Annotated in this window: 13 protein-coding genes; 5 read left to right on the top strand and 8 right to left on the bottom strand. The window is 72.8% G+C overall.

Annotated features, from left to right (window positions below; translation table 11 throughout):
• Window positions 1-53 precede the first annotated feature (53 nt).
• The 4 genes from hisN to EV386_RS01520 all read right to left on the bottom strand — a co-directional run bounded on the left by hisN (window position 54) and on the right by EV386_RS01520 (window position 3,758).
• Entirely contained in the window at window positions 54-842 is a 789-nt protein-coding gene (hisN, locus tag EV386_RS01505) for a histidinol-phosphatase (protein WP_130411692.1), read from the bottom strand.
• A gap of 2 nt (window positions 843-844) precedes the next feature.
• Window positions 845-1,876: a ribosome small subunit-dependent GTPase A gene (rsgA, locus tag EV386_RS01510; RefSeq protein WP_130411694.1), complete on the bottom strand. Its 1,032-nt coding sequence runs from the start codon at window positions 1,874-1,876 to the stop codon at window positions 845-847.
• The gene (gene aroA / locus EV386_RS01515; RefSeq protein WP_130411696.1) at window positions 1,876-3,198 is read right to left on the bottom strand and encodes a 3-phosphoshikimate 1-carboxyvinyltransferase; all 1,323 of its coding nucleotides are present in this window, start codon (window positions 3,196-3,198) and stop codon (window positions 1,876-1,878) included. Before aroA ends, rsgA begins: the two co-directional genes overlap by 1 nt.
• An 80-nt stretch (window positions 3,199-3,278) precedes the next feature.
• Window positions 3,279-3,758 (bottom strand): DoxX family membrane protein, encoded by a 480-nt coding sequence (locus EV386_RS01520; protein WP_130411698.1) that lies wholly within the window; start codon window positions 3,756-3,758, stop codon window positions 3,279-3,281.
• Between the two features lie 128 nt (window positions 3,759-3,886).
• Here EV386_RS01520 and EV386_RS01525 point away from each other — a divergent pair, with 128 nt between their 5' ends.
• Both EV386_RS01525 and rsrA read left to right on the top strand, forming a co-directional pair.
• Window positions 3,887-4,741: a sigma-70 family RNA polymerase sigma factor gene (locus tag EV386_RS01525; RefSeq protein ID WP_278025403.1), complete on the top strand. Its 855-nt coding sequence runs from the start codon at window positions 3,887-3,889 to the stop codon at window positions 4,739-4,741.
• Window positions 4,738-5,004, top strand: coding sequence for a mycothiol system anti-sigma-R factor (gene rsrA / locus EV386_RS01530; protein ID WP_130411700.1), 267 nt, complete (start codon window positions 4,738-4,740; stop codon window positions 5,002-5,004). Before EV386_RS01525 ends, rsrA begins: the two co-directional genes overlap by 4 nt.
• A gap of 432 nt (window positions 5,005-5,436) precedes the next feature.
• Here rsrA and EV386_RS18940 read toward each other — a convergent pair whose 3' ends face one another.
• Window positions 5,437-5,511 (bottom strand): 50S ribosomal protein bL37, encoded by a 75-nt coding sequence (locus EV386_RS18940; protein WP_423218990.1) that lies wholly within the window; start codon window positions 5,509-5,511, stop codon window positions 5,437-5,439.
• Between the two features lie 137 nt (window positions 5,512-5,648).
• On the opposite strand from EV386_RS18940, the gene EV386_RS01535 reads away from it, so the two are divergent.
• Window positions 5,649-6,452 (top strand): DUF4097 family beta strand repeat-containing protein, encoded by an 804-nt coding sequence (locus EV386_RS01535; RefSeq protein WP_130411702.1) that lies wholly within the window; start codon window positions 5,649-5,651, stop codon window positions 6,450-6,452.
• Window positions 6,452-7,057, top strand: a complete 606-nt coding sequence (locus EV386_RS01540) for a PadR family transcriptional regulator (RefSeq protein ID WP_130411704.1) — start codon at window positions 6,452-6,454, stop codon at window positions 7,055-7,057. Before EV386_RS01535 ends, EV386_RS01540 begins: the two co-directional genes overlap by 1 nt.
• A 20-nt stretch (window positions 7,058-7,077) precedes the next feature.
• On the opposite strand, the gene EV386_RS01545 is transcribed toward EV386_RS01540, so the two are convergent.
• Both EV386_RS01545 and EV386_RS01550 read right to left on the bottom strand, forming a co-directional pair.
• Window positions 7,078-7,680: a GDSL-type esterase/lipase family protein gene (locus EV386_RS01545; protein ID WP_242607782.1), complete on the bottom strand. Its 603-nt coding sequence runs from the start codon at window positions 7,678-7,680 to the stop codon at window positions 7,078-7,080.
• 75 nt (window positions 7,681-7,755) lie between these two features.
• Window positions 7,756-8,733 (bottom strand): aldose 1-epimerase family protein, encoded by a 978-nt coding sequence (locus EV386_RS01550; protein WP_242607783.1) that lies wholly within the window; start codon window positions 8,731-8,733, stop codon window positions 7,756-7,758.
• 20 nt (window positions 8,734-8,753) lie between these two features.
• On the opposite strand from EV386_RS01550, the gene EV386_RS01555 reads away from it, so the two are divergent.
• Window positions 8,754-9,746, top strand: coding sequence for an aldo/keto reductase (locus EV386_RS01555; RefSeq protein WP_130411706.1), 993 nt, complete (start codon window positions 8,754-8,756; stop codon window positions 9,744-9,746).
• Window positions 9,747-9,833: 87 nt separating this feature from the next.
• Here EV386_RS01555 and EV386_RS01560 read toward each other — a convergent pair whose 3' ends face one another.
• A complete protein-coding gene (locus EV386_RS01560) occupies window positions 9,834-13,553 on the bottom strand; it encodes a multifunctional oxoglutarate decarboxylase/oxoglutarate dehydrogenase thiamine pyrophosphate-binding subunit/dihydrolipoyllysine-residue succinyltransferase subunit (protein WP_130411708.1) in 3,720 nt (1,239 codons plus the stop codon).
• Window positions 13,554-13,613 lie beyond the last annotated feature (60 nt).

Consider the following 13,613-nt stretch of genomic DNA (forward strand, 5'->3'; position numbering starts at 1 on the left):
CTCGCGCTGGCGAGATGCGTCACGCCGCGGGCGGGGGCGGCGCCCGCGGGCCGTCAGCCGAGGTAGACCAGGACCTCGTCGTGCAGGCGCCCGTTGGTCGCCACGGCGTTGCCGCCCCACGGACCGGGCTCGCCGTCGAGCGAGGTGAAGCGTCCGCCCGCCTCGGTCACGATCGGCACGAGCGCGGCCATGTCGTAGAGCTGGAGCTCGGGCTCGGCCGCGATGTCGGCGGCGCCCTCGGCCACGAGCATGTATGACCAGAAGTCTCCGTAGCCGCGCGTGCGGTAGCAGCGGCGCGTCAGGTCGAGGAACCCGCCGAGCTTGTCGCGCTCCTCCCAGCCGCCGAGCGAGGCGTAGGAGAACGAGGCGTCCTCGATGGCGCGCACCCCCGAGACGTTCATGCGCGTGGCCGAGGAGAGCGCGCGGCCGGTCCACGCGCCCTGGCCGCGGGCGGCCCACCAGCGCCGCCCGAGCGCCGGGGCGGACACCAGGCCCATGACGACCTCGTCGCCGTCGGCGAGTGCGATGAGCGTGGCCCACACGGGCACGCCGCGCACAAAGTTCTTGGTGCCGTCGATGGGGTCGATGATCCAGCGCCGCGCGCCGCCACCGGCCGTGCCGTACTCCTCTCCCACCACGGCGTCCCGCGTGCGGGCTCGCTTGAGCTGCGCGCGGATGAACTCCTCGGCGGCTTTGTCGGCGTCGGAGACTGGCGTGTTGTCCGGCTTGGTCTCGACGTGCAGGTCGAGGGCGCGGAAGCGCTCCATGGTCAGGGCGTCGACCTGGTCGGCGATCACATGCGCCAGTCGCAGGTCGTCCTCGTACGTGCGATCGGTGCTCACGCTCACACGCTAGCGGTGCGCGAGGCCAGAAGGCGTCGAAAGCTCACCACACGGGCCTGCCGTGTCGCCCGCGTCTCGGCGTCGGGCGACGCCTCAAGCCACTCGTCGAGCGCGCAGTCGGGCGCTTCGGCCAGGTGCGTGCACCCGCGCGGGCACTCGGCCGCGGCCTCGTCCAGGTCCTCGAAAGCGGCCAGCACGTGGTCCACCTCGACGTGCGCGAGGCCCAGCGACCGGACGCCCGGGGTGTCGACCACCCAGCCCTGTGCGCCCGGCAGGCGCAGCGCCACCGCCGACGTCGAGGTGTGCCGTCCGCGCCCGGTGACGTCGTTGACGTGCCCGGTCGCCCGCCGCGCGCCCGGCACCAGCGCGTTGACCAGCGTCGACTTGCCGACGCCCGAGTGCCCCAGCAGCACCGAGACGCGCCCGCGCAGCCGCTCGCGCACCGCGTCGAGGGAGGCGGGGTCGGTGAGCGTCGAGGTGACCACGACGTCGACTCCGAGCGGCTCATAGAGCCCGCGCAACCCGTCGGCCGGGGCGAGGTCGGACTTGGTCAGGCACAGCAGCACGCGCATCCCGGCGTCGTACGCCGCGACGACCGCGCGATCGATCATCCCGGTGCGCGGCTCGGGCTGCGCCAGCGCTGTGACGATCACGAGCTGGTCCGCATTGGCGACCACGATGCGCTCATACGGGTCGGTGTCGTCCGCGGTGCGCCGCAGCACCGAGGTGCGCTCGGCGATCCGCACGATGCGCGCCAGGGTGCCCTTGTCGCCGCTCGTGTCGCCGACGACGTCGACGCGGTCGCCGACGACGGCGCGCGTGCGCGAGAGCTCGCGCGCCTTCATCGCCAGCACCGCCCGCTCGTCGTCGCCGCCCTCATCCAGCAGCAGCGTGTAGCGCCCGCGGTCGACGCCCGTCACCAGGCCCGTGACGGCGTCGGCGTGCTCGGGGCGCTGCTTGGAGCGGGGCCGGCTGCCCCGTTTGGACGGGCGAGCGAACGCCTCGTGCTCGTCGCGCCCGCCCCGTCGCGCCATCAGAGCATCGCCTGCCACAGCCCCGCGAACCCGGGCAGGGTCTTGGCGGTGGTCTCGACGTCCTCGACCATGACCCCGGGAACCCGCAGGCCGAGCAGCGCGCCCGAGGTGGCCATGCGGTGGTCGGCGTAGGTGTGGAACACGCCGCCGTGCAGGGGACGGGGAGTGATGACGAGCCCGTCGCGCGTCTCCTCGGCCTGGCCGCCCAGCCGTGTGATCTCCGCCGCCAGCGCCGCCAGGCGGTCGGTCTCATGCCCGCGCAGGTGCGCGATGCCGCGCAGGCGGCTGGGGGAGTCGGCCAGCGCGGCGAGCGCGGCGATCGTGGGGGCGAGCTCTCCCGCGGCCTTGAGGTCGACGTCGACGCCGCGCACCGTGCCGTCTCCGGTCACCGTGAGCACGCCGTCGGGCGACAGCGACGTGGAGGCGCCCATCTGCTCCAGCAGCCCGGGCACGAGCGCGCCCGGCTGCGTGGTCGCAGCCGGCCACCCCGGCACCGACACGCGGCCCCCGGCCACGAGCGCGGCGGCCAGGAACGGCGCCGCGTTGGACAGGTCAGGCTCGACGCGCACGTCGCGCGCGGAGATCGGTCCGGGGGTGACCACCCAGATGCCGTCCCGTGAGTCGTCGACGCGCACCCCGGCGTCGCGCAGCGTGGCGACCGTCATCTGGATGTGCGGCAGGCTCGGCAGCGTCGTGCCGACGTGGCGCAGCGTCAGACCCTGCTCGAACCGCGCGGCGGCCAGCAGCAGGCCCGAGACGAACTGGCTCGACGCCGACGCGTCGACGTCCACGGCGCCGCCGCGCAGGCCGCCGCGCCCGGCCACCGTGAATGGCAGCGTCGAGGGCAGGTCGGGGGAGCCGGGCGCGCTCACGACGACGCCGAGGGCGTGCAGCGCGCGCAGCACCGGACCCATGGGGCGTACGCGGGCCTGCGGGTCGCCGTCGAAGCGCACGGGGCCGTCGGCCAGCGCCGCGACGGGCGGAAGGAAGCGCATGACGGTGCCGGCCAGACCGCAGTCGATGTCGACGTCGCCCGTCAGCGGGCCGGGGGTGACGTGGAGCGTGGAGGGCGCCTCACCCTCCTCGACGCCGACGCCGAGCGTGCGCAGCGCGCCGATCATGAGGTCGGCGTCGCGGCTGCGTAGTGCGCCACGCAGCGTGCCCGGCCCGTCGGCGAGCGCCGCCAGCACCAGCAGCCGGTTGGTCAGCGACTTGGAGCCGGGGACCTCGACGGTCGCGTCGAGCGGCCTCGCGGTGACGGGCGCCGCCCACAGGTCGGCGGCGGTGGGCTGGGGCGCCCCGGCGGGCGCGGTCGACGTCATGGGGCCCAGGCTACTGGGCGGGGTGAGGGCCCCTCGCGGCGCGGCCGGAGTCGGTCGGCCGACCGGACTGCCGCTGACGGCTAATCAGCGTGGCGGACGTCGGCCTGGCGCGCCTGCGCCTTGAGCCTGCGGGCGTTGCTCACCCGCCACGACAGCCCCGGCTTGCCCTCGGTGTCCAACCCGGCGAGCAGCGCGCCCCCGACGAGCCCGAGCGCGCGCACGAACCGCGCGGACTTCTCGGCGCGCTCGGGGCCCCTGGTGGTGAACGGCTGGTGTGCCACCGCCAGCGGCGCCGTGAGCGCCGCGAGCTTGAGCGAGGCGACACGCGGCAGGAGCCCGACGCCCAGCCCGACGCCGAGCGCCGCCGTGAGCCCGCCGTGCGCGCGCACGGCGAGCGTGAGGTTCGCGTCGGTGAGCCGGGCGACGCCCAGACGGTCGGTGACCTGGTCGGCGAGTCCTCGCGCGGCCTCGACGTGCTCGTCGGGGTGCAGGGCCGCCTGGACGCCGTCGTACACGAACGGAGCGGCCAGGAGGGGGCGGGCGATACGACGCAGCAGCATGGCTCCACCATTCCAGAGCGGCGGGCCGCGCGCAGGCCGGCGGCGGCGCCGACCGCGCCACACCGCGCTGTGGCGCGCCATGGCGCGCGCGGGAATGCGGACACCGCGCGTGGGCGTTGAGCCCAACGATGTCGTACGCACCCTGCCCCAGCCGACCCGCGCCACCCGTCGCGCAGGTCGCCGCGCCTCGTCCCGTCGAGACGGTCCGGCTGTTCGCCTTCCCCGCCGAGGTCGACGGCGTGACCAAGGAGCGCGCGTCGGCGAGGGCCTGGCCGCCCGGCGCGATGGTCCAGGGGCTAGGCTCGTCGGCGATGAGCGACGACCTGACCGACGAGCGGGACACCGACCTGGGCGAGCCCGGGACGGCCCGCGCCCCCGAGGGCGAGGACGCCACCGCGCGCGCGGCGCGCTTTGAGCGGGACGCGATCGTGCACCTGGATCAGCTCTACTCGGCCGCGCTGCGCATGACGCGCAACCCCGCCGACGCCGAGGACCTGGTGCAGGAGACCTTCGCCAAGGCGTTCGCGGCATTCCACCAGTACCGTCCGGGCACCAACCTCAAGGCGTGGCTGTACCGGATCTTGACGAACACGTTCATCAACAGCTACCGCAAGAAGCAGCGTGAGCCGCAGCAGTCCCAGACCGACGACGTCGAGGACTGGCAGATCGCGCGCGCGGCGTCGCACACCTCGCAGGGCCTGCGCTCTGCCGAGGCAGAGGCCCTGGACCGCCTGCCCGACTCCGACGTCAAGCGCGCCCTCGCGCAGCTTCCGGAGGACCGCCGCATGGTCGTCTACTACGCCGACGTCGAGGGCTTCCCCTACAAGGAGATCGCCGAGATCATGGGCACGCCCATCGGCACCGTGATGTCCCGGCTCCACCGCGGTCGCAAGCAGCTGCGTGAGCTGCTCGCCGACTACGCCGCGGAGCGAGGGCTGGTCGCACCCCACGTCCCTGCGCAGGCGCACGGAGGCACGAAGTGAGCAAGCCGATCCCGCACGACACCACGGGCGAGTCCGAGTGCGAGCACGCGCTCGTGCACCTGTACGAGTTCCTCGACTCGGAGATGACGCCCGACGATGAGCAGCGCATGCGTGACCACCTCGCGCACTGCTCGCCGTGCCTCGCCGAGCTCAGCGCCGAGGAGATCGTCAAGAAGCTCGTGCGGCGCTCGTGCGCCGAGCGCGCCCCCGAGGCGCTGCGCGTGCGCATCCACGCGCAGTTGACGGTGATGACGACGGGCTGAGCGCCCCACCCTCGACGCAGATGAGGCCGCGGACCCTGGGGGGTCCGCGGCCTCATTCGCGTCAGCGACGGCTCAGGCTGTCCTTGTGAACGCCTGAGCCTGCGGCTTCGCTGCGGGCGAGTGCCTCGTACCTCGGCCCTCACCCTCCGCTACGCCTACGGCTCAGGCTGTCCTTTTGAACGCCTGAGCCTGCGGCTTCGCTGCGGGCGAGTGCCTCGTACCTCGGCCCTCACCCTCCGCTACGCCTACGGCTCAGGCTGTCCTTTTGAACGCCTGAGCCTGCGGCTTCGCTGCGGGCGAGTGCCTCGTACCTCGGCCCTCACCCTCCGCTACGCCTACGGCTCAGGCTGTCCTTTTGAACGCCTGAGCCTGCGGCTTCGCTGCGGGCGAGTGCCTCGTACCTCGGCCCTCACCCTCCGCTACGCCTACGGCTCAGGCGTTGGGACGCTTGCCGTGGTTGGCGCCGTTGCCCTTGCGGGCGCGACGCTTCCGACCGCGCTTGCTCATGGTTACTCCCACTGATGGTGGACGGGGGTCGCTCCATGATCCCACATGGGGTTGGCAGTCCACGAAACGCGATATATCGTGTTCGGGAGAGACGCGATATATCGCGTCGCCCCCCGGAGTTCGAGGAGAGCACGACCATGGCGGCAGAGCACTGGACCGTGACCGGTCCGCAGACCCTCGAGCTCGAGGGCGTCACGTCGTTGTCGGTGCGGTGCGTCGACGGGCGCGTCGACGTCGTCGCGCACGACGAGCCGGTGACGCGGGTCGAGGCGCACGCGGTCGACGGCAGGGCGCTCGAGGTGCGCCTTGACGACGACGGCCGGCTCGTCGTCGGACACGAGACGCTCAGCGGCTGGAAGGCGTTCTTCGAGAACTTCGCCGACTTCACGGGGCGCGCCCGCGCCGACCTGCAGGTGGCCGTGCCGCGCGCCGTGCCCGTCAGCGCCGGCCTCGTGCGCGGCGACGTGCTGGTGGCCGGAACCCGCGCCGCGACACGCGTGCACACGGTCACCGGCTCCGCGCTCGCCGCCGACGTGCGCGGACCGCTCGACGTCAACACCGTCTCGGGCGAGGTCACCGTGCGCGACCTGCGCGGCGACGTGCGCGCGAACAGCGTCTCGGGCGACCTGACCGTCACGGGCGCCGTCCCGTCCGCCGACATCAGCACGGTCTCGGGCAACGTCACGCTCGACCTGCACGAGCAGCCGCGCTGGGTGCGCTGCAACGCCGTGTCCGGGTCGTTCGTCGTGCGCGTGCCCGACGCCGAGGCCGTGCGCGCGCGACTGACCGGCGTGGGCGGGCGGCTCGTGGTGGGCGGCGTCGAGGCGAGCGGGTTCGGGACCAAGACGCTCGGGCCGAGCGGCTCGGTCCCCACGACGCTGGAGGCGAACGTCGTCACGGGCGACGTGACCGTCATCGGCGCGAGCGTGGGAGCCCGCTGATGCCACCGGTCTTCGCCCACGGCGAGCTGCGCCTGTACCTCCTGGCCCTGCTCGAGGACGGCCCGCGCCACGGGTACGAGCTCATGACCGCGCTGAGCGAGCGGTTCGGCGGCACCTACCGACCCAGCGCCGGCACGGTCTACCCGCGGCTGGCCCGCATGGAGGAGGAGGGGTTGGTGCGTCGCGACGACGCCGGGCGCACGGCGCCGTACGTGCTGACCGAGGCGGGCCGCGCGCTGCTCGACGAGCGCCGCGGCGACCTGCGCCGCCTGGAGCACTCCGTGGCCGAGACGGTCCGCGCCCGCGCGGACGAGCTGCGCGCCGACGTGAGCGCGGCGATGCGTGGCCTGCGGGCCGAGCTGGCCGCCGCGGCGCAGGAGGTGCGCGCCCGGCCCGCCCCCGACGTGCCGCCCGACCCGCGCCGGGCCCAGTCATACGCCGCGCGCCGCGAGGTCGAGGCGCTCGTGCAGGGGTTCCGCGCCGACGTGCTTGCCGACCTGCGCCGGGCCGACGTCGAAGGGGCGATCAGCGCGCTCACCGTCGAGACCGCGCGCACCGTGCTCGACGGCGCCCGGGCCGCGATCCGCGCCACCGTGCGCCCCTGAGGGCCGGGCCGCGCGCGGCCTCACTCCTGGTCGGGCAGCCCCAGCCAGGCGTGCCACCCGGTGTGCAGCACGAGCCACGCCATCAGCCCGTAGCCGGCCTGCCCGGGGTAGAGCGAGGCGTTCTGCGCGAGGTCCGCGAGCCACTGCTCGTGGTGGGCCAGGGGTGTGTAGGTGTCGACGTAGGGCACACGCCGACGCGAGGCGACGTCCTCGAACGCCGCCGACAGCTCGGCGATCCGGTCGCCGTCCTCAGGCCGTCCGGGCGGCGGGCCGACGACGAACGCCGCCACGCTGCCGTTCGCGGCCACGTCCAGGATGTTGGCGAGGTTGAGCCGCGAGCGCGCGATCGAGAGCCCCGCCGTGACGTCGTGCCGACCGAGCGCGACCACCAGCCGGTTCTCGCACTCGGCGCCAGGACCGAACCGCGTGGCGACCTCCGGCTGCCAACGGGCGCCGAGCCCCGACGTCGTCTCGCCCGGCACCGCGAGCGTGAAGTGCATCGCGGGATGGTCGAAGTGCGACCGTGCCATGACGCGGCCCACCCAGCCCAGCGCACGAGGGTCACCGACCCCCACGCTCAACTCGTCGCCGACCACGCAGATGCGCACCGCTCGTGCGGTCACGGCCCCACCCTGCCTTCCGATGTCGTCACCCCCGCGCCGACATTCTCGCGTGCGCAGCCCGCGATGGCGGGGATGTCAGAGCAGCGTGGCGCCCCAGCGCACGACGTGCACGTCACCCGGCGCCAGGCGCACCAGGCGCTCACCGGTGTTGAAGGCGTCCGCGACGCAGCTCATCGGCTCGGCCGCGAGGCCCGCGCGGTGGAAATGCGGGATGTGGTCGGCCGAGCACACCTGCCAGGCGTCCATCGACTCGTCCATCCACACCGCGGGCGTGCGCCCGTCGGGGCGCCCGAGGCGGCACCACGAGCGGCCCTCGGCGTCGCGGGTGACGCCGAGCCAGGCGTCGTCGAGGTCGAGTCCGGCGAGCGAGCGCTCGGCGACCAGGTCGAACGGGCCGGCGACCGGCTCCGTGCCGGTGGGCAGCAGGCGCTCGTCGACGGTGACGTGCGTCGTCGCGTCGAGGCGCACCGTGCACTCGTCGAGGCTCGCGCCGCCGGGCGACAGCCACGGGTGGAACCCGACGCCGTAGGGCGCCGTCCCGACGCCGACATTGCGTGTCGTGAGCGTGACCTCGAGCCCGGCGTCGGACAGCGCGTAGCGCGCCTGCGAGACGAGCTGGAACGGCCAGCCCTTCTGCGCCGGCAGAGCCAGTTCGAGCGTCACGGAGCTCGCGGTGGTCTGGACAAGCGACCAGCGGGTCCAGCACGCCAAGCCGTGCAGCGCGTTGCCGCGCGCGGGCTCGCTCTGGGCGAGCTCGTAGGTCGTCCCGTCGACCGTGTAGGCGCCATCGCGCAGGCGGTTGGGCCACGGGAGCAGCACCGCGCCGTTGAAGACGGGGGCCACCTCGCTCTGCGCGAAGGGGACGAACACGTCGCGCCCGCCGACCGTGTACTCGCGGACCATGGCGCCGACCTCGACGATCACGGCACGATGCTCGGCATAGGAGATGACATATTGGGCGCCCGAGGGCGCTGGAACGATTTCGGGCTCGCTCAGGGTCACGAGCACACCGTAGCCGCCCGTCGAGCGGTGCGCGTCGTACTGTGTGCTCACTGAACTATCGGGGAGGAACGATGGAACGACGGGTTCTCGGCCGCACGGGCCGGCTTGTCTCGGTCGTCGGCCTAGGCACCTGGCAACTGGGCGCCGACTGGGGAGAGGTCAGCGACGACGACTCGCGGGCCGTCCTCGAGGCGGCGCTCGAGTCCGGAGTGACCTTCTACGACACCGCTGACGTCTACGGCGACGGGCGGTCCGAGCAGGCTCTCGGACGGTTCGTGAAGGACCATCCGGACGCTGGGATCACGGTGGCCACGAAGATGGGCCGCCGGGTCGACCAGACGCCCGAGAACTACGTGCTGGCCAACTTCCGCGAGTGGACCGACCGGTCGCGGCGCAACCTCGGCGTCGACACGCTCGATCTGGTCCAACTGCACTGCCCGCCGACGTCGGTCTACTCGACGGCGGAGGTCTACGACGCGCTCGACACCCTCGTGGCCGAGGGCGCGGTCGCGAACTACGGCGTCAGCGTCGAGACGTGCGACGAGGCGATCGAGGCGATCAAGCACCCCGGCGTGGCGAGCGTGCAGATCATCCTCAACGCCTTCCGCCTCAAGCCGCTCGAGCAGGTGCTGCCCGCCGCGTCGGCCGCCGGGGTCGGCGTCATCGCGCGGGTTCCGCTGGCCTCGGGTCTGCTGTCGGGGCGCTACACCAAGGAGACGGCGTTCGCGCCAAGCGACCACCGGTCCTACAACCGGCACGGGGAGGCGTTCGACGTCGGCGAGACGTTCTCGGGCGTCGACTACGACACGGGCGTGACGGCCGCGGCCGAGTTCGCGGCGCTGACGGCGACGCTGCCGGGCGGGCTGAGCCCCGCACAGGCCGCGATCGCCTGGATCTGGCAGCAGCCCGGCGTCTCGACCGTCATCCCGGGGGCGCGCAGCGCCGAGCAGGCGCGCGCCAACGCCGCCGCGGGCGCGGTCCCGGCGCTCGGTCCGCTGTTCGCCTCGGAGATCCGCGAGCTGTACGACCGCCACCTGCGCGACCAGATCCACTCTCGCTGGTGACCGTCTGGCCACCAGCCGACCACAGACCGCGAGGCTGACAGTTCGCCTGAACTGTCAGCCTCGCGGTCTGTGCCGGCGCGGCCCGCGTCAGCGGGCGAAGGCCTCGGCGATCAGCGTCTGCTGCTGGGCCGCGTGCAGGCGGTGCGTGCCCGCCGCGGTCGCGGCGGACGCCGGTCGGGACACGACGCGCACCGTGCGGCGCAGGTCGGCCGGCAGCGCCAGGTGCAGGTAGGACCACGCGCCCTGGTTCTGCGGCTCGTCCTGGACCCACACGACGTCGTCGGTCCCGTACCTGGCCAGCTGCGCGAGGATCTCGTCCTCGGGCAGCGGGTAGAGCTGCTCCAAGCGCACCAGCGCCGTCGAGGTGTCACCGCGCTGCGTGCGCTCGGCGAGCAGGTCGTAGTAGACGCGGCCCGAGCACAGGATCACGCGCGTGACGCCCGCCGCGGGCGTGGCGACGTCGGGCAGCACCGGCTGGAACGTGCCTGTCGTGAAGTCCTCGACGGCCGACGCCGCGGCCTTGAGGCGCAGCAGCTGCTTGGGCGTGAACGCGATGAGCGGCTTGCGCGGGCGCTGGTAGGCCTGGCGGCGCAGCAGGTGGAAGTAGGACGCCGGGGTCGAGGGGTGCGCGACGACCATATTGTCCTCGGCCGCGAGCTGCAGGAACCGCTCGATGCGCGCCGACGAGTGGTCCGGCCCCTGGCCCTCGTACCCGTGCGGCAGCAGCATGACCAGTGACGAGGACTGGCCCCACTTCTGCTCGGCCGAGGAGACGAACTCGTCGATGACGGTCTGCGCGCCGTTGACGAAGTCGCCGAACTGCGCCTCCCACAGCACGAGCGCGTCGGGGCGCTCGACCGAGTAGCCGTACTCGAAGCCCAGGGCCGCGTACTCCGACAGCGAGGAGTCGTAGACCCAGAACTTGGCCTGGTCCTTGACCAGGTAGTTCAGGGGCGTCCACTCGGCGCCGTTGGTGCGGTCGTGGAACACGGCGTGGCGCTGCGTGAACGTCCCGCGCCGCGAGTCCTGACCCGCCAGGCGCACCGGGGTGCCCTCCATGAGCAGCGAGCCGAACGAGAGGATCTCCCCGAAGCCCCAGTCGATGCCGCCGTCCTTCGACATGATGCGGCGGGTCTCCAGGAGCTTGAGCAGCTTGGGGTGCACCGTGAACCCCTCGGGCGGGGCCGAGTGCGCCTCGCCGATGCGCTCGATGACCGAGTGCGACACGGCCGTGCGCCAGCCGACCATCGTGCCGGCGTCCTCGCGCTGCGACTCGGGCCGCTCCAGGCCGCCGACGTGCTCGGCCTTGGGCTTGGCGCCGACACCCTGCTTGGTCTCGGTGAACACGCGCTCCAACTGCTGCTGGTAGTCCTGCAGCGCGAGCTCGGCCTCCTCGACCGTGATGTCGCCGCGGCCCACCAGGCTCTCGGTGTACAGCCGGCGCACCGAGCGCTTCTTCTCGATGAGGTTGTACATGAGCGGCTGCGTCATCGACGGGTCGTCGCCCTCGTTGTGGCCGCGGCGCCGGTAGCAGATCATGTCGATCACGACGTCGCGGTCGAACTGCTCGCGGTAGGCGAACGCGAGCTCGGCGACGCGCACGACGGCCTCCGGGTCGTCGCCGTTGACGTGCAGCACCGGCACCTGGAAGCCCTTGGCGATGTCGGTCGCGTACGTCGTCGAGCGAGATGAGGACGGGCCCGTGGTGAAGCCGACCTGGTTGTTGACGATGATGTGGATCGTGCCGCCCGTGCGGTACCCGCGCAGCTGCGCGAGGTTGAGCACCTCGGGCACCACGCCCTGGCCGGCGAACGCGGCGTCGCCGTGCACCAGGATCGGCAGCACGGAGAAGCCGTCGCCACCCAGGTCGATGCGGTCCTGCTTGGCGCGCACGATGCCCTCGAGCACCGGGTCGACGGCCTCCAGGTGCGAGGGGTTCGCGGCCAGGTGCACCTTGGTGGTCGCGCCCGACTCGGCCGTGAACGTGCCCTCGGTGCCGAGGTGGTACTTGACGTCGCCCGAGCCCTGGACCGAGCGCGGGTCGAGCTGGCCCTCGAACTCCTTGAAGATCTGCCCGTAGCTCTTGCCCGCGATATTGGCCAGCACGTTGAGCCGGCCGCGGTGCGACATGCCGATGCCGACCTCGTCGAGTCCGTTCTCGGCGGCCTTCGACAGGATCGCGTCGAGCAGCGGGATGAGCGACTCGCCGCCCTCGAGCGAGAAGCGCTTCTGGCCCACGAACTTGGTCTGCAGGAACGTCTCGAACGCCTCGGCCGAGTTCAGGCGGCGCAGGATGCGCAGCTGGTCCTCGCGCGGGGTGCGGGCGTAGCCCGTCTCCAGGCGGTCCTGGATCCACTTGCGCTGTGTGCGGTCGGCGATGTGCATGTACTCGATGCCGATGCTGCGGCAGTAGGAGTCGCGCAGCAGGCCGAGGGTCTCGCGCAGCGTCGCCTTGGGTTTGCCGCCGAATCCGGCGGTGGGGAACGTGCGGTCCAGGTCCCACAGCGTCAGGCCGTGGTTCTGCACGTCGAGGTCCGGGTGCTTGCGCAGGCGGTAGGCGAGCGGGTCGGTGTCCGCCATGAGGTGCCCGCGCGAACGGTAGGAGTGGATGAGCTCGGCGATGCGCGCGGGCTTGGCGGCCTCGTCGTCGGCGTCGTGGGTGTTGTCGCGCACCCAGCGCACGGGCTCGTACGGGATGCGCAGCGACGTGAACACGCGGTCGTAGAAGCCGTCGAGGCCCAGGAGCTTGTCGGAGATGGCCTTGAGGAACTCGCCCGACTGCGCGCCCTGGATGATGCGGTGGTCGTACGTCGAGGTCAGGGTCATGACCTTCGAGACGCCCATCTTCGACAGTTGTTCGAGCGAGGCGCCGGCGAACTCGGCCGGGTAGTCCATGGCGCCGACGCCGACGATCGCGCCCTGGCCCTGCATGAGGCGCGGCACCGAGTGCACCGTGCCGATGCCGCCCGGGTTGGTCAGCGAGATCGTGGTGCCCTGGAAGTCCTCGACGGTCAGGCGGCCGTTGCGCGCCTTGCGCACCAGGTCCTCGTAGGCGGAGACGAACGCCGCGAAGTCGAGCGCCCCGGCGTCCTTGATCGAGGGCACCAGGAGCTGGCGCGAGCCGTCGTCCTTGGCCAGGTCGATGGCCAGCCCGAATCCGACGGCGGCGGGCTGGACGACGCCCGGCTTGCCGTCGACGAGCGTGTAGTGCGCGTTCATCACGGGCGTGTCGGCCAGCGCCTCGATCAGCGCGAAGCCGATCAGGTGCGTGAAGGAGACCTTGCCGCCGCGCGTGCGCGCGAGGTGGTTGTTGATGACGATGCGGTTGTCCACCATGAGCTTGGCGGGCACGGCGCGCACCGACGTCGCGGTCGGGACCTCGAGCGAGGACTCCATGTTGGTCACGACGCGCGCGGCCGGGCCGCGCAGCTTCGCGACGGCGTCCTGTGCGGCCGCCTGTGGCTTGGACTTGACGACGGCGGCCTCCGCGTACGGCGCGGTGGTCGGCTGTGCGGTCGCGACAGGGCGCTCGGCGGGCAGCGGGTCAGTGGGGAGCACCGGCCCGGGCGCCGTGGCGGGCGGCATCGGGGCCCGGCTCGCCTGGGTGGAGGAGCCGTTGGCGGACACCGTCCGTTCGGCCACGCCCGACGGGGCGTACCCCTCGAAGAAGTCCCACCACGCGGGGTCCACCGTGCTCCGGTCGTTCAGGTACTGCTCGTACAGCTCGTCCACGAGCCCGGCGTTGGCGCCGAACGCGGCTGCGGCGCTCTCGCTGATCGACGTCGACTCAGCCTTAGGGGACACCACGCGTGTTTCGCCCACTTTCCCGTGTTGCAGAGGGTTTGGTTGTCGCCCGGAGTGATACGC

The sequence above is a fragment of the Xylanimonas ulmi genome (genome assembly GCF_004216535.1).
Lineage (GTDB): Bacteria > Actinomycetota > Actinomycetes > Actinomycetales > Cellulomonadaceae > Xylanimonas > Xylanimonas ulmi.